The 19,204-nt window shown below is 44.5% G+C and carries 19 protein-coding genes; 18 read left to right on the plus strand and 1 reads right to left on the minus strand.

Features of this window, described 5'->3' with window-relative positions:
• Positions 1-80: 80 nt before the first annotated feature.
• The gene (gene abrB, locus ABDZ72_RS07690; RefSeq protein ID WP_343752202.1) at positions 81-365 is read right to left on the minus strand and encodes a transition state genes transcriptional regulator AbrB; all 285 of its coding nucleotides are present in this window, start codon (positions 363-365) and stop codon (positions 81-83) included.
• 274 nt (positions 366-639) lie between these two features.
• Between abrB and metG the strand changes: the two genes are divergently transcribed.
• The 18 genes from metG (at position 640) to spoVT (ending at position 19,162) form a co-directional block, all read left to right on the plus strand.
• On the plus strand, positions 640-2,595 hold the full coding sequence (metG, locus tag ABDZ72_RS07695) for a methionine--tRNA ligase (protein WP_343752203.1): 1,956 nt from the start codon (positions 640-642) through the stop codon (positions 2,593-2,595).
• 14 nt (positions 2,596-2,609) lie between these two features.
• A complete protein-coding gene (locus tag ABDZ72_RS07700; RefSeq protein ID WP_343752205.1) occupies positions 2,610-3,383 on the plus strand; it encodes a TatD family hydrolase in 774 nt (257 codons plus the stop codon).
• A gap of 225 nt (positions 3,384-3,608) precedes the next feature.
• A complete protein-coding gene (locus ABDZ72_RS07705; RefSeq protein ID WP_343752207.1) occupies positions 3,609-4,829 on the plus strand; it encodes a resuscitation-promoting factor in 1,221 nt (406 codons plus the stop codon).
• Between the two features lie 67 nt (positions 4,830-4,896).
• Positions 4,897-5,484, plus strand: a complete 588-nt coding sequence (gene rnmV, locus ABDZ72_RS07710) for a ribonuclease M5 (protein WP_343752209.1) — start codon at positions 4,897-4,899, stop codon at positions 5,482-5,484.
• Complete coding sequence (gene rsmA, locus ABDZ72_RS07715; RefSeq protein ID WP_343752211.1) at positions 5,456-6,331, plus strand: 16S rRNA (adenine(1518)-N(6)/adenine(1519)-N(6))-dimethyltransferase RsmA; 876 nt, start codon at positions 5,456-5,458, stop codon at positions 6,329-6,331. Before rnmV ends, rsmA begins: the two co-directional genes overlap by 29 nt.
• 129 nt (positions 6,332-6,460) lie before the next feature.
• Positions 6,461-7,333: a sporulation peptidase YabG gene (yabG, locus tag ABDZ72_RS07720; protein WP_343752213.1), complete on the plus strand. Its 873-nt coding sequence runs from the start codon at positions 6,461-6,463 to the stop codon at positions 7,331-7,333.
• 207 nt (positions 7,334-7,540) lie between these two features.
• Positions 7,541-7,801: a biofilm formation stimulator Veg gene (gene veg / locus ABDZ72_RS07725; RefSeq protein WP_343752215.1), complete on the plus strand. Its 261-nt coding sequence runs from the start codon at positions 7,541-7,543 to the stop codon at positions 7,799-7,801.
• Between the two features lie 173 nt (positions 7,802-7,974).
• Positions 7,975-8,145, plus strand: coding sequence for a small, acid-soluble spore protein, alpha/beta type (locus ABDZ72_RS07730; protein WP_343752254.1), 171 nt, complete (start codon positions 7,975-7,977; stop codon positions 8,143-8,145).
• 188 nt (positions 8,146-8,333) lie between these two features.
• Positions 8,334-9,191, plus strand: coding sequence for a 4-(cytidine 5'-diphospho)-2-C-methyl-D-erythritol kinase (gene ispE, locus ABDZ72_RS07735; RefSeq protein WP_343752217.1), 858 nt, complete (start codon positions 8,334-8,336; stop codon positions 9,189-9,191).
• A 71-nt stretch (positions 9,192-9,262) separates the two neighbouring features.
• On the plus strand, positions 9,263-10,081 hold the full coding sequence (purR, locus tag ABDZ72_RS07740; RefSeq protein WP_343752219.1) for a pur operon repressor: 819 nt from the start codon (positions 9,263-9,265) through the stop codon (positions 10,079-10,081).
• A gap of 129 nt (positions 10,082-10,210) precedes the next feature.
• Positions 10,211-10,501, plus strand: a complete 291-nt coding sequence (spoVG, locus tag ABDZ72_RS07745) for a septation regulator SpoVG (RefSeq protein WP_343752221.1) — start codon at positions 10,211-10,213, stop codon at positions 10,499-10,501.
• A 191-nt stretch (positions 10,502-10,692) separates the two neighbouring features.
• The gene (gene glmU / locus ABDZ72_RS07750; protein WP_343752222.1) at positions 10,693-12,072 is read left to right on the plus strand and encodes a bifunctional UDP-N-acetylglucosamine diphosphorylase/glucosamine-1-phosphate N-acetyltransferase GlmU; all 1,380 of its coding nucleotides are present in this window, start codon (positions 10,693-10,695) and stop codon (positions 12,070-12,072) included.
• A gap of 15 nt (positions 12,073-12,087) precedes the next feature.
• Positions 12,088-13,041, plus strand: a complete 954-nt coding sequence (locus tag ABDZ72_RS07755; RefSeq protein ID WP_343752224.1) for a ribose-phosphate diphosphokinase — start codon at positions 12,088-12,090, stop codon at positions 13,039-13,041.
• A 118-nt stretch (positions 13,042-13,159) separates the two neighbouring features.
• On the plus strand, positions 13,160-13,795 hold the full coding sequence (locus tag ABDZ72_RS07760; RefSeq protein ID WP_343752225.1) for a 50S ribosomal protein L25/general stress protein Ctc: 636 nt from the start codon (positions 13,160-13,162) through the stop codon (positions 13,793-13,795).
• Between the two features lie 138 nt (positions 13,796-13,933).
• Positions 13,934-14,494: an aminoacyl-tRNA hydrolase gene (gene pth, locus ABDZ72_RS07765; protein WP_343752227.1), complete on the plus strand. Its 561-nt coding sequence runs from the start codon at positions 13,934-13,936 to the stop codon at positions 14,492-14,494.
• A gap of 75 nt (positions 14,495-14,569) precedes the next feature.
• Entirely contained in the window at positions 14,570-14,800 is a 231-nt protein-coding gene (gene fin, locus ABDZ72_RS07770; protein WP_343752229.1) for an anti-sigma-F factor Fin, read from the plus strand.
• 104 nt (positions 14,801-14,904) lie between these two features.
• Positions 14,905-18,450 (plus strand): transcription-repair coupling factor, encoded by a 3,546-nt coding sequence (gene mfd / locus ABDZ72_RS07775; RefSeq protein WP_343752230.1) that lies wholly within the window; start codon positions 14,905-14,907, stop codon positions 18,448-18,450.
• A gap of 175 nt (positions 18,451-18,625) precedes the next feature.
• Positions 18,626-19,162, plus strand: coding sequence for a stage V sporulation protein T (spoVT, locus tag ABDZ72_RS07780; protein ID WP_343752231.1), 537 nt, complete (start codon positions 18,626-18,628; stop codon positions 19,160-19,162).
• Positions 19,163-19,204: the final 42 nt, after the last annotated feature.

The raw sequence follows: 19,204 nt of genomic DNA on the forward strand, positions 1-19,204 counted from the left end.
AAAAAGCGGCTAACGTTGTTTAATCAATGCGTCAGCCGCTTTTCGAACATTCTATGGAAAACAGCAAATGGATTGCTGATTTACCCATCATCATTTAACCGTGAACGAATTTCTGAAATCAACTCTTCTGCCCCTTCCGGACTAAGGACAATTTTTCCATTCGCCAATGATAAATTATCATCTGACGTCTCTCCGGTAATTTGACAAGTTGTGCTTGGCTCATATTTTTTCAGTATCACTTGATCATCATCAATAAATATCTCCAAAGGGTCTTTTTCATTTATATTCAATGTACGGCGCAATTCAATCGGCAGTACAACCCGGCCAAGTTCATCGACCTTCCGTACAATTCCAGTTGACTTCATTGTTTATTCTCCCCTCCATGCTCGAATTGCAAAGCATCGTATCTAACATTTTTCACCACATTTCGACATCTGCTTTGTGGAACATAATACCAACCTTTCAACCCAATGTCAACAAAGATGGTGCGAAATGTAAAAAATAAATGTGAAAATTAGTTTAACTAAACAATCGATGTGTTTTTTGATAAAATAACGCGTATGAAGGTAAATGTATCTATATTTGGAAAAGCATTAAAAAGAAGCTACAATGGGAACCATGTTGTAAGGAGGGAAAGCTATGGCTAATGAAAACAAAACATTTTATATAACGACGCCGATTTATTATCCGAGCGGCAACCTGCATATAGGTCATGCGTATTCAACGGTTGCCGGTGATGCGATGGCACGTTATAAACGGCTGCGCGGATACGATGTTTTTTATCTGACGGGGACGGATGAGCATGGCCAGAAAATTCAGCGTAAAGCGGAAGAAGCAGAAATGGAACCACAGGCATATGTTGATGACATTGTCAGTGGTATCCAGGATTTATGGAAAAAACTAAAGATAACGAACAACGACTTTATCCGGACGACCGAAGACCGGCATAAGAAAATCGTTGAGCAACTTTTTGATAAGCTAGTACAGCAGGGTGATATTTATCTTGATGAATATGAAGGCTGGTATTGCACGTCATGTGAATCGTTTTTTACCGAACGACAACTTGATGACGGCGCTTGTCCGGACTGCGGTGATCCGGTAGAGAAGGTGAAAGAACAGTCGTACTTCTTCAAGATGAGCAAGTATGTGGACAGGCTTTTGGCCTTTTACGAGGAAAATCCGTCGTTTATTCAGCCGGAAGCACGGAAAAATGAAATGCTGAATAACTTCATAAAACCGGGACTTGGAGATTTGGCTGTTTCGCGGACAACCTTTGATTGGGGTATCAAAGTACCGGGTGATCCGAAGCATGTTATTTATGTATGGATCGATGCATTGACAAACTACATTACAGCTCTCGGATACGGTACGGATGATGACGAACGGTACCAGAAGTATTGGCCTGCTGATGTTCATTTAATGAGTAAAGAAATTGTCCGTTTTCACACCATTTATTGGCCGATTATGCTTATGGCACTCGATCTGCCATTGCCGAAAAAGGTGTTTTCACACGGCTGGATTCTCATGAAAGACGGAAAAATGTCGAAATCAAAAGGGAATATTGTCGATCCTTCTAAGTTGATTGATGTATACGGCCTGGATGCAGTGCGTTATTACTTGCTGCGTGAAGTTCCGTTTGGTTCCGATGGCGTTTTCACTCCGGAAGGGTTTGTGGAACGTATTAACTATGATCTTGCCAACGACCTCGGCAACTTGCTGAACCGAACGATTGCCATGATCAGCAAATACTTCGATGGCAACATACCTGACTACATATCGGCCGAGACAACAGTGGAGGCATCGCTGGAGGCATTTCAGACGGAAACGGCTCAAAAAGTGGAGCAAGCCATGGACAACATGCAGTTTTCAGTGGCTCTTTCATCGCTTTGGGAACTAATCAGTCGCACGAATAAATACATTGATGAAACTGAGCCATGGATACTTGCCAGAGATAATGCAAATAATGATCGTCTCGGCAATGTTATGGCCCATCTCGGGGAATCACTTCGCAAAATCGCCATTATGCTGCAGCCATTTTTAACCGAAGCGCCAGTGGAAATCTTCCGCCAGCTCGGTATTCAGGATGAGGCGTTGCAAACGTGGGACAGCATTCGTGATGACGGTGTGCTGGGAGGCAAAACCGTGCAAAAAGGGAATCCGATTTTCCCTCGCCTTGATAATGACAAAGAAGTTCAAGCCATCAAAGCAATGATGCAGAAACCTCAACAACAGGAAGAATCGCCAGACGAAGCCGTTCCGGAACAGAAGGACGACGTTGCCATTGACGATTTTATGAAATTGGATATGCGTGTGGCCGAAATTCTTCAAGCCGAACCAGTCGAAAAGACGGATAAACTGCTGACATTGCAGATTGATGTCGGAACGGATCAGCGTCAGGTTGTATCAGGTATCGCTGATCATTACAGCCCCGATGACTTAATCGGGCGCAAAGTCATCTGCCTGACCAATCTGAAACCGGCCAAATTGCGCGGGCAAATGTCCGAAGGCATGATTTTGTGCGGCGAGGATAACAACGGACGGCTTGTACTGGCATCGGTCGATCAATCACTGCCGAATGGATCTGTTGTGAAATAAGAAGGAGTGATTCTATGTTAGTTGACACACATATGCATTTAAATGTCGAACAGTTTGTTGATGACCGGGAGGAAACCATCCAGCGCGCGTTTGATGCTGGTGTTGCGTATATGATCGTCGTTGGCTTTAACCGCGAGACGATTCCGCTCGCATTGGAACTGGCCGAACAGTATGAAACGATTTATGCCGCTGTCGGCTGGCACCCGGTCGATGCCATTGACATGTGCGATGAAGACCTGGAATGGATCGAGGACCTCACCCAGCATTCGAAAGTTGTCGCCATTGGTGAAATGGGTCTCGACTATCATTGGGATAAATCGCCAAAAGATGTGCAAAAAGATGTTTTTCGCAGACAGATTGCGCTAGCCAAAAAAGTTGGCATGCCGATCACGATTCATAACCGAGAGGCAACGGAGGATATTATCGATGTGCTGAAAGAGGAAAACGCAAAGGATGTTGGCGGCATCATGCATTGTTACAACGATGACGCCAAATACGTACCGACGTTTCTCGATATGAATTTTCACATATCTCTGGGTGGCCCGGTTACGTTCAAAAATGCGACCATGCCAAAAGATGTCGCCGTCCAAGTTCCAATTGACCGGCTGCTTGTGGAAACCGACGCACCGTTTCTCGCACCACATCCGAACCGGGGGAGGCGAAATGAGCCGGCTTACGTTAAACTGGTTGCTGAGAAAATTGCCGAACTCCGGGGTATGTCGTTTGATGAATTGAGCAGTGTGACAACTGAAAATGCGTTTAAGTTATTGAAAATAGGTGACTCCTGATATTTTGCATAACAGGAAAATGGATGAGGCTGACAGCATTGGTCAGTCTCTTTTTTATGATGCAGCGGGAAAACAAGGTTGCTCATGAATCAGATTGGAAACGACGGTGTCATTGAATGGTCATTATTTGTAATTTAAACGTAAATAGAACGTAATTGAAATTTCGTTGTAAATGCATAGGATGGTTACTATAATCAGAGTCGTATGGAAAGGAGGCATTTAAATATGCGATTCATTTCAAAGCTTGTGCCAAAGCGTATGTGGAAACAGATTGTCTCTGGTGCAGGCATTGCCATCCTGCTTGCTTTTTCCGGATTCGTTGTGTTTGAAATGTCAAAAACTGAAGTGACATTGGCTGAAAACGGTGAAAAGCAAACGATTAATACCCATGCAAAAGACGTAGAAGAATTACTTGCCGAAGCAGGAATTTCGTATGACGAACATGATGATCTATCCCATGAATTAGATACAGCAATTAAAAATGATATGACTGTTACATACGATGCAGCGAATCAAGTTACCGTGCTCATTGATGGTGAAAAAGAAACGTACTTTACCACAAGTGATACAGTTGGGGAATTCTTTAAGGATGAAAATATTCAAGTTAATGACCGTGATGACACATCCCGTAAAAAAGACGCATCGATTGATAATGACACGACCATTAAAATCGATAAGGCGTTTCAGGTTATGGTTAATGATGGCGGGAGTAAAGAAAAAGTCTGGACGAATGGTGGAAATGTTCAACAGTTATTGAATAATCAAGACATAGAACTTAATAAATTGGATAAAGTGACTCCTGCTAAAAGTGAAAAAGTCCAAAAAGACACACCCGTAACCATCACCCGTATGAAAAAAGTCACCAAAAACGTAACAGAATCGGTGGATTACCAAGTGAAAAAACGCAATGACAGCAGCCTGGAAAAAGGCAAAAAAAATGTTATTGCTGACGGTCAGGAAGGTTTGGTCACTAAAACGTATGAAGTGACCAAAAAGAATGGGGAGACAGTCGATCGGGATTTGATTGACAAAAACGTGCAGCGCGAGAGTAAAGATCGGATTGTCGCTATTGGAACCAAGGCGAAAGGACAGAATCTGACGACATTGTCTGCCAAAAGTAGTTCCGATAACAACAGTAAAAATAAAAACGCCGATGGTGAAGTCATGTATATGAATGCAACTGCTTATTCAGCAAATTGTTCCGGTTGTTCGGGTGTTACTGCTACAGGGATTAATCTGAACGCTAACCGGAACAAGAAGGTTGTAGCTGTTGATACAAGTGTCATTCCACTGGGTACGAAAGTATGGGTGGAAGGCTATGGAACGGCTGTTGCAGGTGATACGGGCGGCAATATCGTTGGGAATCGGATTGACCTGCATGTTCCGACTCAGTCGGCAGCAAGTGCTTTTGGTCGGAAAACTGTCAAAGTTAAGATACTTGATTAATATATAGGAAAACAGCTCCTGTCATGATATAGTGACAGGAGCATACTATTTGGGAAGAGGATTATACGTGAAAATTCAGGAAGTTATTGTCGTTGAAGGACGTGACGATACAGCAAAACTAAAGCAAGCTGTTAACGCTGATACGATTGAAACAAACGGATCAGCTGTCAAAACGTCGGTTATAAATCAAATAAGGCATGCACAAACTAAGCGTGGTGTTATTATTTTTACCGATCCGGATTATCCGGGAAGCCGGATCCGCCATATTGTTGCCAATGCCGTTGACGGATGCAAACACGCATTTTTACAACAGGATGATGCCCGTGCAAAAAATGAGAATGGAAAAAGTATCGGAATTGAACATGCATCCCCGGCTGCACTCCGTCAAGCGTTGCAAAATGTGTATACATTGACTGAAGATGAACCGGTGTCCATTACAAGAGACGATTTGATCGCAGAAGGGCTGATTGGAACGCCGGAAGCTGCCCGCCGACGGGAACGTCTCGGTGCACTGCTGCATATCGGTCATACAAATGGCAAACAGCTGCTGAAGCGACTGTCCATGTTCCGCATATCCAAACATCAATTCAACCAAGCGATGAATCGGGTACGGCAGGAGGAAGATAATGAACGAAAAACCAATAGCAACACCTAAACGAACAGCTGACATACTTCAAAAACACGGCTTTTCGGTAAAAAAAAGTTTAGGACAAAACTTTATCGTTGATGTGACGATCCTTCAGCATATTATACAAAAGGCAGACATCCATCAATTGTCCGGTGTGATTGAAGTTGGGCCGGGCATTGGTGCTTTGACGGAACAACTTGCCAAAGTAGCGAAAACAGTTGTCGCATATGAGATTGACAACCGGTTGTTTCCCATTCTAAATGATACACTGCGAGACTATAATCATATAAAGGTGATTCATCAGGATATACTCGAAGCCGACGTTTCCGCGATGATGGAGACCTATTTTGATGAGAATCAGCCGGTGCATGTTGTTGCTAATCTGCCTTATTACATAACAACACCGATTTTAATAAAACTGCTGCGCGAAGACTTACCTGTTTCCAGTTTTACGGTCATGATTCAGAAAGAGGTTGCTCAGCGAATGGCAGCCGGGCCTAACAGCAAAGCTTATGGGTCGCTTACTATTGCGATTCAGTATTATACCGATGCAAAAGTCGTTATGAATGTCCCCAAAGGTGTGTTCATGCCATCGCCGAATGTGGACTCCAGCGTGCTGAAATTGACGAAAAAAACGGAACCACCAGTTAAGGTGGATGACGAAGATTATTTTTTTTCCGTTGTCCAAGCTTGTTTTGCGCAACGCCGAAAAACGTTGCGCAACAATTTACGGCACTATTTCGGTACATCGGTGAACAAAGAAATGATTTCAGACGTGTTACTGGATACCGGCATTGACCCCCAGCGGCGTGGGGAATCGTTGGCAATGGAGGAGTTTGCGGCTCTGGCCAACGTCTTATACCGTACATTCTAATATGCGTCACAAAAAAGCGATTGCTCATCCACATGCAATCGCTTTTTATATGTTAGGCACAAGTTAGGCCCATCGGTCATAGTCTGCAGATAAGGAACTTGATCCGTTGAGAGGCTGTGAGGTGGCTTTATGAGTTTTTCAGCAGGAGACATGGTAACACGACAATCGTATAATCATGATTTGCTGTTCCGCATTGCATCTGTATCCGGGGATAATGCCCTGTTGTATGGTGAAAATGTCCGTCTTATCGCAGATGCCTCTTTGGGTGATTTGGTTCAAGTCGGGAAGAGGGATTTGGAACGGCGAAAAAAGCAGGGAAAGGATCAGGAGGAGTTTTCTTATCGTTTGTTCCGGCAGGATTATCAACTGATGAAGGACAAACGGGAGTACCAGACAACAAATGGGTATCAATATACAGGACGTTTCTTTCAGCTTCCGGCTAAAGTGCTGCATATCGATGGAGACCGCATGTATCTTCGTAAATGTATAGAATTGTACAATCGGATTGGTCTGCAGGTTCATGGTGTTCATCTTCATGAGAAAGATATGCCGCATGAAATTCCCGAACTCGTGGATAAAATCCAACCGAATATCATTGTAATCACCGGTCATGACGCTTATTCCAGTCAAAAAGGCATGAAAAAAGAATTGCGCGCCTACCGGAACTCCAAATATTTTGCTGAAGCGGTCCGGGCAATCCGAGACAATTATCCCAATTTGGATGATGTGGTCATATTTGCAGGTGCATGCCAATCTCATTTTGAATCACTAATTAAAGCCGGTGCTAATTTTGCGAGTGCACCTTTGCGTATTAACATTCACGCTCTGGATCCGGTTTATGTTGCCGCTAAAATTGCATATACCCCGTTTATGGAAAAGGTTGGCGTATGGGAAACACTCCGGAACACGATGACTGGAGAAAAGGGTATGGGTGGAATTGAAACGAAAGGACTGCTGCGTACCGGAATCCCTTATATATATAATGAGGAGGAAGACGACTGACGGACAGGAACGATCATTGTGTTGTTCCTGTCTAAGGATCACTTCGGACTAACCGTGTCATACATATTTTGTTACTTTTTTGCCATACTAAATAAAGAAAATGGTTTTAGTTATTGACACATAAAAAGCTATGCTGATATAATAATAAGTTTTATTTGACTTTTAATTCGGTATATGCTAATATAATTAGGAGTGAGGTGGAGTATAGTGGCAAAAACATTAATCGAAATCAAACAAGGTCTGGAGTGCCAGGTCGGCAAACGTTTGCAGCTGAAAGCTAACGGCGGGAGGAGAAAAACGATTGAACGCTATGGTGTACTAGCGGAAACGTACCCAGCTGTTTTTATTGTTGAACTGGATCAGGACGAAAATGCATTCGAACGTGTTTCTTATAGCTATGCCGACGTGTTGACGGAAACAGTGGAACTGAACTTTCAGGATGAGAGAGTTATGCTGGCCGAGCAGTAAACAAGGTTTGCTGCTTATTTTTGTCCTTCTGTCGGAAATCATACCGGAACGTACTGTACATATACATTTTAATGATTTCCTTATTTGCCTATAATTAACGGGTGTTTCTTCTTTGTCGTCACCATAAACTATAACTGTCGTAAAGACTCTTTGTTGAAAGGGGATGTTCTTTGTTGGGCAGACGAGGCGGAGCAATGTCCGACCAATTGAAAGAAGAAATTGCTAAAGAGTTAGGGTTTTACGACACCGTGCAGCAGGAAGGCTGGGGAGGCATTCGCGCAAAAGATGCCGGAAATATGGTGAAACGGGCAATTGAAATAGCCGAGCAGCAATCGAACATGTAACAATAAAGGCAAACCCTTCGGTTAAGGGTTTGCCTTTTAAATGTTCTGAAAAGTTGTGGGCGTCCATAGATGCAACGCTAGTCGCAGCCGCCTTTTGAATATGATATAATGCCATTTAGTTTTAAGGCGTTGGTAAAAGGTAGAATTTGACTCAGGAAATGAACGTTGTCATAAAGAGGAGGACGCTGATGGTGTTATTGGAAAAGGCTCCGGCTAAAATCACCTTATCCCTTGATGTCCTCGGAAAACGGACGGATGGGTTTCATGAAGTGAAAATGATTATGACCAGTGTTGACTTAACCGATATCTTAGAGCTCCATGAACGTCACCGTGATGTCATTGACGTATCGGCAGACAGCCAATATGTCCCTGATGACGAGCGAAATCTTGCTTATAAGGCGGCAGCAGCTTTTAAACAACAGTATCATCTGACAAAAGGGGTCCGGATAAATATAAAAAAGAACATACCGGTGGCAGCAGGACTTGGTGGTGGGAGCAGTGATGCGGCAGCGGTTTTGCGTGGCCTCAATCAAATGTGGTCAGTCGGTGCCTCTCGGGCCGAATTGACCCAATTAGGTGCACGTCTTGGTTCGGATGTGCCTTTTTGCATGACTGGAACGACTGCCCTTGGAACCGGACGTGGCGAGGTTATTCATCCGCTGCCATCACCACCTGCTTGTTATGTCGTTCTTGCCAAGCCGGATATGGGGATATCCACGAGACATGTTTTTCCTAGGTTGAACCTGAACAACCTAAAACATCAACCGACCGCAGATGTCATTCGTTCACTGGAAGAGGCGAATTTCCGAAATCTTTGCGACAGTGTCGGGAACACGTTGGAGCCCGTTACGTTTTCCATGCACCCGGAAGTGGCCCGGGTTAAAGAGAAGATGCTTGCCAATGGTGCAGCCGGTGCAGTTATGAGTGGAAGCGGCCCGGTGATTGCTGGATTGGTCCGACCCTTCAGCAGAGCCAGACGAGTGTATAATGGCCTGCGCGGTTTTTGTGATGCTGTTTATATCGTGCGGCTGTTGGATCAGCGCTAAAAACTTGAAAAAATACGTACATTAATGATATATTTACTTAAAATATACGGTTATAAGCGTGAGGTGTCCATATGAAAAGAAGCGATCGTTTGGTTTCATTAATGCATTATTTTTTGGAAAATCCACGGGAACATACGTCTCTTCCGGTGTTTGGTGAGCAGTATAAAGCAGCAAAATCCTCGATCAGTGAGGATTTGGATATCATTGATCGGGTCATGCGTGCCGAGGGAAAAGGTTATTTGCAGACGCTTCCCGGTGCATCCGGCGGCGTTCGATTCATCCCGGAACTTTCGGAAGAGAACAGCATGGCCTTTATCAGACAACTGTGCACAATGCTGGAAGATCCAGAGCGCATGTTACCCGGCGGCTATTTATACATGAGTGATATTTTGGGTGATCCCAAAATGGTTAATTATCTCGGGCGTATTTTGGCAACGGCGTTTCACGATTCAGCCATTGATGTGGTCGTCACTGTTGCTACCAAGGGTATCCCGCTTGCCTATGCGACAGCATCTGTTTTGAATGTACCGGTTGTTATTGTAAGAAGGGATCCGCGGGTGACTGAGGGATCGTCGGTCAGCATTAATTATGTATCAGGTTCATCCAAAAAAATTCAGACGATGGTTCTACCCAAACGAAGTCTGCAGGAACATACCAATGTTTGCATTATTGATGATTTTATGAAAGCCGGCGGAACGATTAATGGTATGATCAATTTGTTGGATGAATTCAATGCCAACGTGAGTGCCGTCGGGGTGCTTGCTGAAGCGGAAGATGATGAAGATGAGCGGATGGTGGATCATTATAAGTCACTTGTTAACATTACAGAGGCTGATGGGAAACATCAGCGTATAACGGCTGTTCCCGGAAATATTTCACCCTACTCCTAAAAGGTCTTTCTCATTTTTATGAGGAAGATTTTTAATCCAATTGATAAAATTTTTAAAAATAGGCAGGAATTCTTACTTTTTTGTTGAATTAGAGTTGGTAAGCACAAAGGGAAAGGGTGGTGAAACATCATGGAAGTTACGGACGTCAGATTACGCCGCGTGAATACGGAAGGGAGAATGCGGGCTATTGCATCGATCACTATGGATGACGAGTTCGTCGTACATGACATCCGTGTGATTAATGGCAATAACGGACTGTTTGTGGCGATGCCTTCCAAGCGAACACCGGATGGCGAATTCAGGGATATAGCCCACCCAATTAATTCGAAAACCCGTGGCAAGATACAAGATGCTGTTCTGGGTGAGTATCGTCTTGCCGGGGAAACAGAGGAAAATTACGAAGAAGCTGGTGCTTCCTGAATGAATGAAACAAGAAGTCTAATCTGCTGCCAGGTTAGTCTTCTTTTTTTCAGTCGGGGAAATGACCTGTTCTATTCGTCCTATGCTCTTATATTTATGCTTGTTTACTTGCTACTGGCCATGCCTATGGATTGAAATTCGCTCTGGTTTAAGATATATTCATAATGGATATTCAGAATGGAGGATTCCTCATGGCGAAACGATATGCCGTCATTCTTGCTGCCGGACAAGGAACCAGAATGAAGTCAAAGCTGTATAAAGTGCTTCATCCGGTTGCCGGGCGTCCAATGTTGCAGCATGTCATCGGTCAATTAAATGCTATACAACCGAATGAAATGGTGACGATTGTAGGGCATGGTGCGGATGATGTGGCCGAATACATCGATGATAACAGCCGGCTGGTTTTGCAGGAAGAACAGCTGGGCACCGGTCACGCCGTATTGCAGGCGGAGGACTTGCTGAAAGATAAAAATGGAACAACGATTGTCGTATGCGGAGATACGCCGTTGATTACAAGTGAAACATATCGCATGCTTTTTGATTATCATGAAAACGTTGGTGCTAAAGCAACCGTTTTGACAGCCAGAGCACCAAACCCTGCAGGATACGGCAGAGTTATTCGGGATGAGCGGAATGAAGTGGAACGGATTGTTGAAGAAAAGGATGCGGACGATCATGAACGTTCGGTCGATGAAATCAATACGGGAACGTACTGTTTTGATAACAAAGTGCTTTTTGACGCGCTTCAGCATGTTTCCAATGACAATGCGCAAGGGGAATATTATTTGCCGGATGTCATTGAAATATTGCAAAATCGCGGTGAAACGGTGGGTGCCTACCAGACGTCCGATTTTGAAGAGACGCTGGGCATTAATGATCGAAAAGCGCTGGCTCATGCTGAGACAGTGATGAAACGGCGCATCAATGACACACATATGCGAAATGGCGTGACACTCATTGACCCGGATAACACGTACATCGGACCGGATGTCGTTATGGAGCCGGATGTTCTCATTCACCCCGGTTGTATTATTACCGGAAAGGCCGTGATCCAATCCGATGCTGAAATAGGACCACATACCGAGATTCACAACTGCTCTGTTGGACAAGCCGCTCTTATCCGCCAAAGTGTCGCAAAAGATAGCTATATCGGTGACCGGGTACAGGCCGGCCCATACGCTCATATAAGACCGGAAACATCAGTCGGCAGCGAAGCGAAAGTCGGCAACTTTGTGGAAGTGAAGAAATCGTCGCTTGGAGATAAGAGCAAAGTTCCTCATTTGAGCTATATCGGCGACGCAGATATCGGCAGTCGGGTCAACATCGGCTGTGGAACGATCACCGTTAACTATGATGGAAATAATAAACATGTGACAGCCATTGAAGACGATGCATTCGTCGGTTGTAACTCCAATCTGATAGCACCGGTGACGGTGGGGAAAGGCTCCTACATCGCTGCCGGATCAACCATTACGGATCATGTTCCTGAGGATTCATTGTCCATTGCCCGTGCAAGGCAGACCAATAAAGAAGGTTATGTATCCAGAATCAAGAATCAAAAAAAGGACTAACGGAGGGTTTTTTCCATGGCATCTGGCTATAAAGATCCAGCATTGAAGGTGTTTTCACTCAATTCCAACCCGGAGCTTGCTGAAGATATTGCAAGTCATATTGGTACCCATTTGGGTGAATGCACAGTTAAAACATTCAGTGACGGAGAAATTCAAATTAACATCGAAGAAAGTGTCCGTGGTTGCGATGTATACGTTGTCCAGTCTACCTCGTCACCTGTTAACCAGCATCTAATGGAGCTTTTGATTATGGTCGATGCGCTCAAGCGTGCGTCAGCCAGGTCCATTAATCTTGTTATGCCGTATTACGGCTATGCCAGGCAGGATCGTAAAGCACGGTCACGAGAACCGATCACATCGAAACTTGTGGCCAATCTACTTGAATCATCCGGTGCGGACCGTGTGATCACGCTCGACTTGCATGCACCCCAAATACAGGGATTCTTCGATGTACCAATCGATCATTTGCAGGGTGTGCCCATTTTATCTGATTATTTTGAGGCGAAAAATTTTGACGATCTCGTTATTGTTTCCCCCGACCATGGCGGTGTTACTCGTGCCAGAAAGATGGCCGACCGTCTTAAGGCACCGATTGGTATTATTGATAAACGCAGACCCCGCCCCAACGTTGCGGAAGTCATGAATATTGTCGGAAATATTGAAGGCAAAACAGCGATACTTATTGATGACATCATTGATACAGCGGGTACCATTACACTGGCGGCCAATACACTGGTGGAAAATGGCGCAGAACAAGTGTATGCATGCTGTACACATCCGGTGCTGTCAGGTCCGGCCATAGATCGAATAAATGATTCCAAAATAAAAGAATTAGTTGTAACGAATTCAATTCCACTTCCTGAGGAAAAGCGCAGTGAAAAGGTCACCGAACTATCCGTTGCTCCGCTGATCGGTGAAGCAATAACCCGTGTACATGAGCGGAAGTCGGTCAGCATGCTGTTTGATTAACGGGTGACTTTTGTATAATGGTGCGAATTATGTTTTAATGGGGAGTGTTACTGAAACATTTACCGCATTAATAAACATGAATGCAAACAGGATTCTCAACTAATGGAGGGTGATAAATATGGCAGTGATATTAAAAGCAGAAAAAAGAGAAGACCTTTCTAAATCAGTAACAAAGCAAATCAGAAAAAATGGCAATGTCCCATCCGTTGTCTATGGAAAAGATAAAGCGTCCAAAACGATAACGGTCAACAGTGTTGATTTGACGAAAACGGTACGGGATGAAGGAAGGAATGCGATTATTTCGCTTGCTGTGGAAAATGACGAACCGGTTAATGTTATGCTTCATGACTATCAATTGGAACCGCTGCGGGATGATGTGCTGCATGCGGATTTTTATATCGTTAATATGGCCGAGGAAATGGATGTGGAAGTACCATTGCATCTGGACGGAGAGGCAAAAGGTGTCAAAGATGGCGGTGTCTTGCAACAGCCATTATTTGAATTGCAAGTACGTGCGAAACCTGCTGACATTCCGGAACAGATTTCTGCTGATATATCCGATTTAGATATAGGCGATACGATTTCCATTGCTGACTTGCCTGAATCATCGGCTTATGAATTCCTTGAGGATCATGAAACAACGATTGCCACGGTTGTACCACCGGATACGGTGGAAGAGACCGACGAGGCTCCTGCTGATGAGGAGGCTGAGCCGGATCTGGTTGGCGGTTCCGAAAACGATGACGAGAAATAAGCTGTTTTAAAGAAGCAGTACAGCGAAACAAGCATACTGTTTCCCACCAGGAAATATAGAGGCCCTCCTAATGGGATAGGAGGGTTTTGCTTTATTATTGGATCGCTTGATAAATATACTGTTAAAGGAAGAAGCAACATGAAATGTATTGCTGGATTGGGCAACCTTGGACGAAAATATGATAAGACACGGCATAATGTCGGTTTTATGGTGATTGATGAATTGCTCCGGCGGCATGGGTGGAAAGTAAAAAAGGATAAATTTAACGGTCAATCAACGGTGGAGACACTTCACGGTGAACAAGTCATTTTGTTGAAGCCGCAAACATACATGAATCTTTCCGGTGAATCGATTCGTCCACTTACAGATTATTACCATATTGATATGAACGATTTGCTGGTTATCCATGATGATCTTGATTTGCCAGCGGGTAAGATTCGTCTGCGGCAAAAGGGTGGTCACGGTGGTCACAATGGTATCCGTTCCATTGTTGATCATTTGAGTACCAAAGAGTTTAACCGGCTGCGGATCGGGATTGGAAGACCGGAGAATGCCATGCCTGTTGTTGATTATGTTCTGCGCCCGTTTACCAAAGATGAAAGACAACATGCGGTACAAAGCATTCGGATGGCGGCTGATGCGTGTGAGTCATGGATGGAGCAATCTTTTCCCGAAGTGATGAATGAATTTAATCGCTGATTCTGCATATAGTATAACAATACGCTTTTCGGATAAACTTTAGGATAGGTTATGTTTATTCGAGGAGGTATAGGTATGCCAATTATCTATCAATGCAGACATTGTGGACAGGAAATTGGACAATTGAATCAGCGGAGGGTTGATGCGTCCATGCTTGGTCTTGACCAGTTATCGGCTGACGATACACGTGACATGATTGATTACCGGGAAAATGGGGATATAAAGATTAAGGCCATTTGTGAAAGCTGTGAAGCGTCACTCGAAAGCCATCCAACGTATCATGAATTGGATCATTTTTTACAATAACAGAAATGTTGCAAGAAGCTTTGGTTGCCTGTTGACGGATCTCGCATGAGGGTTGGGTCCCGAAAGGAATCAGAGCATTTTTGCACGTAAGCAGGTGGGGGAAAATGAAGGGAATTCATCGATTTTTAGAATCAAAAGAAGATATAGCATCGGTCATTAATGGCCTTTCAGATGGCATGAGCGAACAGCTCGTATCCGGTCTGTCCGGCTCAGCGAGAAGCTTGTTTGTGTCGGTCATTAACGAATCTATGCATAAACCCGTTTTGCTTGTAACAAATCAACTTGTGCAAGCCCAGGAGCTTTATGACGACTTAGTCGAATTAACCGGGGAGCACCATGTTCATTTGTACCCGGTCAATGAACTGATTGCCTCGGAAATTGCTATTGCCAGTCCGGAACTGCGCAGTCAACGTATCCAATCGCTGACCGAATGGTCGCAGAACAAATCTGGTATTCTCATTGCGCCAGTTGCGGCATTGAAACGGATATTGCCTCCAACCCATTATTGGTCTTCCTATCAGTTGCCATTTCATAACGGCGGAACGATCAACCTGGATGCTTATCTATCGTCATTGATTGACATGGGCTATGAACGGGTATCTATGGTTCAGACGCCGGGTGAGTTCAGTGTTCGTGGTGGTATTATTGATGTCTATCCGGTTACGGAGGAAAGACCGATTCGTGTTGAATTATTTGATGATGAGATCGATTCTATTCGTCAGTTCGATCCGGAAACACAACGGTCGCTGGAAAAGTTGTCATCTTTTACAGCCGGACCTGCTACAGAAATGATTCTAACGGATGAGGACAGGCTGGCAGCTGCCAATCGCCTGGAGAATGCGTTAGCCAACTCTCTGCAAAAAATGACGTCCACAGAAGCGAAGGAAACGTTGAGCGAGACGATTGAGCACGATATAGACCGTATGAAACGTTTGGAACATTTTCAGGAATTATATAAGTATATTGGATTTCTATATGATAACCCGGCTAGTTTGCTAGACTTCCTCCCTTCCGATGGATTGATCATTATGGATGAAATGAGCCGTATTGAGGAGACGGCCTCCAATCTGGATACTGAGGAGGCGGAATGGTACAGCAGCTTGTTGGAAGCGAATACCATGGTTAGAGGCAGCACATTTTCCTATGACTGGAACACGGTTAAAGCCAATATGAGTCAGCAACGACTTTATATGTCCGTCTTTTTACGGCATATCCCCAATACCCATCCGCAAAACATTGTTAATTTATCGGCACGATCCATGCAAGAATTCCATGGGCAGATGAGTCTGTTTCAAAACGAACTGCAGCGATGGGAAAAAGGTGACTTTTCCGTCGTTGTGTTCGCACCGGATGAAGACCGTGCGGAAAAGATTCAATCCATTTTTGCGGATTATTCGGTGGAGGCGGACGTTGTTCGAGATCTGGATCTTCCTGTCAGCCGACCGGTTATTACGGTCGGCAATATCAGCAATGGCATTGAGTTTCCGATGCATAAACTTGTGCTCATCACGGAAAATGAATTGTTCAAAAAGAAAACAAAACGCAAACCCCAACAAAAACAGAAGCTTTCAAATGCCGAACGTATTAAAAATTATCAGGAGTTAAAAGCGGGCGATTATGTGGTGCATGCCCACCATGGCATTGGCAAGCATCTGGGTATTGAAACGCTTGAAGTAAATGGTTTGCATAAGGATTTTATGCTGATCAGGTACTCAGGGGATGATAAGCTTTATGTCCCCATTGATCAGATTGACTTGGTTCAGAAATTTGTTGCATCTGAAGGTCAAGAGCCAAAACTGCACAAATTGGGCGGCAGCGAATGGACGAAAGTGAAACGGAAAGTCCAGTCCAGTGTGGAGGATATTGCTGATGATCTCATTAAGCTGTACGCCGAACGAGAAGCGAGACAGGGGCATGCTTTCAGTGCAGATACAGAAATGCAGCGTGAATTTGATATGGCTTTTCCGTATCAGGAGACAGACGATCAGCTGCGATGCATTGCCGAGATTAAACACGATATGGAGCGCGAACGCCCCATGGACCGTCTTCTCTGCGGCGATGTCGGCTATGGAAAGACCGAAGTGGCCTTGCGTGCTGCATTCAAAGCCATGGTGGATGGGAAACAAGTGGCCATCCTTGTGCCGACAACCATTCTTGCGCAACAGCATATGGAGACGATTCAGGAGCGATTCCAGGACTTTCCGGTCAACATTGGTATGTTAAGCCGGTTTCGTACGAGAAAACAGCAGCAGGAAACCATTGAAGGGCTTCGTAAAGGACAGGTCGATATCGTTATCGGCACTCATCGCATGCTGTCCAAGGATGTCGTCTATCGGGATCTGGGATTGCTGGTGGTAGATGAAGAGCAGCGGTTCGGTGTCAAACATAAGGAAAAGATTAAAGAGCTGAAGTCCAATGTTGACGTCCTGACGTTGACGGCAACGCCAATTCCGAGAACATTGCATATGTCGATGCTTGGTGTTCGTGACTTATCCGTTATTGAAACACCACCGGAGAACCGGTTTCCTATTCAGACGTATGTCACGGAATACAATCCCATTTTTATCCGAGAAGCTATTGAACGGGAAATGGCACGTGGAGGTCAGGTGTTTTTCCTGCATAATCGAGTTGATAATATTGATAAAGCAGCCCGTGACCTTGGTATGCTTGCTGAAGATGCGCGAATTGCGGTCGCCCATGGTCAAATGAATGAAACGGAACTGGAAAATATTATATTTGCTTTTTTAGCTGGTGAATATGATGTTCTCGTCAGCACGACCATCATTGAGACAGGTGTAGATATACCGAATGTGAACACATTGATTGTCAATGCATCCGATCGCATGGGGCTCAGTCAACTGTATCAACTGCGTGGACGTGTTGGTCGTTCTAATCGTGTTGCTTATGCATATTTCACATATCACCAGGATAAAGTGCTCAGCGAAGTGGCGGAAAAGCGTCTGGAAGCCATTAAAGAATTTACGGAACTAGGATCCGGCTTTAAAATTGCTATGCGTGACTTATCCATTCGCGGTACGGGCAATCTGTTGGGTGCACAACAGCACGGTTTCATTGACTCGGTTGGATTCGACATGTATTCGCAGATGCTTAAGGACGCCATAAATGCACGCAAGTCCGGCAAGGAACAGGATGAACAAGAAGCATTTGAACCTGAGCTCTCGCTGATGTTAGATGCTTACATCCCGGATACCTATATCGATGATGAAAAACAAAAAGTGGCCATGTACCAACAATTTCAAGCCATTACGTCTTCAGAAGATATAACGGATTTGCGGGATGAATTAATTGACCGGTTTGGCGATTATCCGGAAGAAGTAGACAACTTATTTACGGTGACATCGTTAAAATTCCATGCCAAGCAGCAGCGTGTCGCCTATATTACTGAAAAGTCCGGCAAGATGGAGCTTTTGGTGGATGAAAATCGCAGCCGGAATATCGACGGTTCCAAGCTGTTTGAAAAAGCAAATGCATTTGGTCGCCAAGTGCAACTTGGAACGGAAGGCAACCAATTGAAGATAATCTTGACATGGACACGCGATACGCAGCAACAACGGTATGAACAAGCGGAACAATTCATTCAGCAACTGGGTGCAGTGGACTGGGATGATGTTGCGTCAGCTCAGTCATAGGCACACCATTTCGGGGGAAGCCGCCCGCCTTTTCCGGTCGCTTTTATGTGATGCATAGATCCTGTGGAATGTTTCATACTAAACCCACAACTGGTGTTTTTTTCTGTCAAAGGAAAGGTCTGAAAAAAGTGCCTGCACCAGGAACAATCACCATAGAAAGCGAGGCTTCCTACCCATGAAAGCAACTGGAATTGTACGACGTATTGATGATTTGGGACGAGTGGTTATTCCAAAAGAAATCAGACGAACATTGCGTATTCGTGAAGGAGATCCATTGGAGATATTTGTCGACCGGGAAGGCGAAGTCATTTTAAAGAAATATTCACCAATCAGTGAGTTGGGGACATTTGCGACAGAATACGCGGAAGCATTGTTTGAATCACTTCAGTATCCCGTGTTGATTTGCGATCGTGATGAGATTATCGCCGTCGCAGGAGGTTCCCGAAAAGACTACTTAAATCAAAGCATTGGTACAGAACCGGAAAGCACCATGGAAAATCGTACTATGTCCTATGAAACGGATTCGACCTCAATAGAACTAATCCAAGGAAGAGACGAACAGGTTGACTCGTACTGCATCAGTCCTATCATTGCCAACGGCGACCCGATTGGCTGTGTGATGTTGTTTTCCAACGAAGGAAATAAAATCGGTGATGCGGAACAAAAGGCGGTGCAGACGGCTGCCAGTTTCTTAGCGAGACAAATGGAATAATGAAAGTAAAACGAAATGGCTTCGATTGAATCGGTTTTCTTA

The organism is Lentibacillus halophilus, assembly GCF_039522485.1.
GTDB lineage: Bacteria > Bacillota > Bacilli > Bacillales > Amphibacillaceae > Lentibacillus > Lentibacillus halophilus.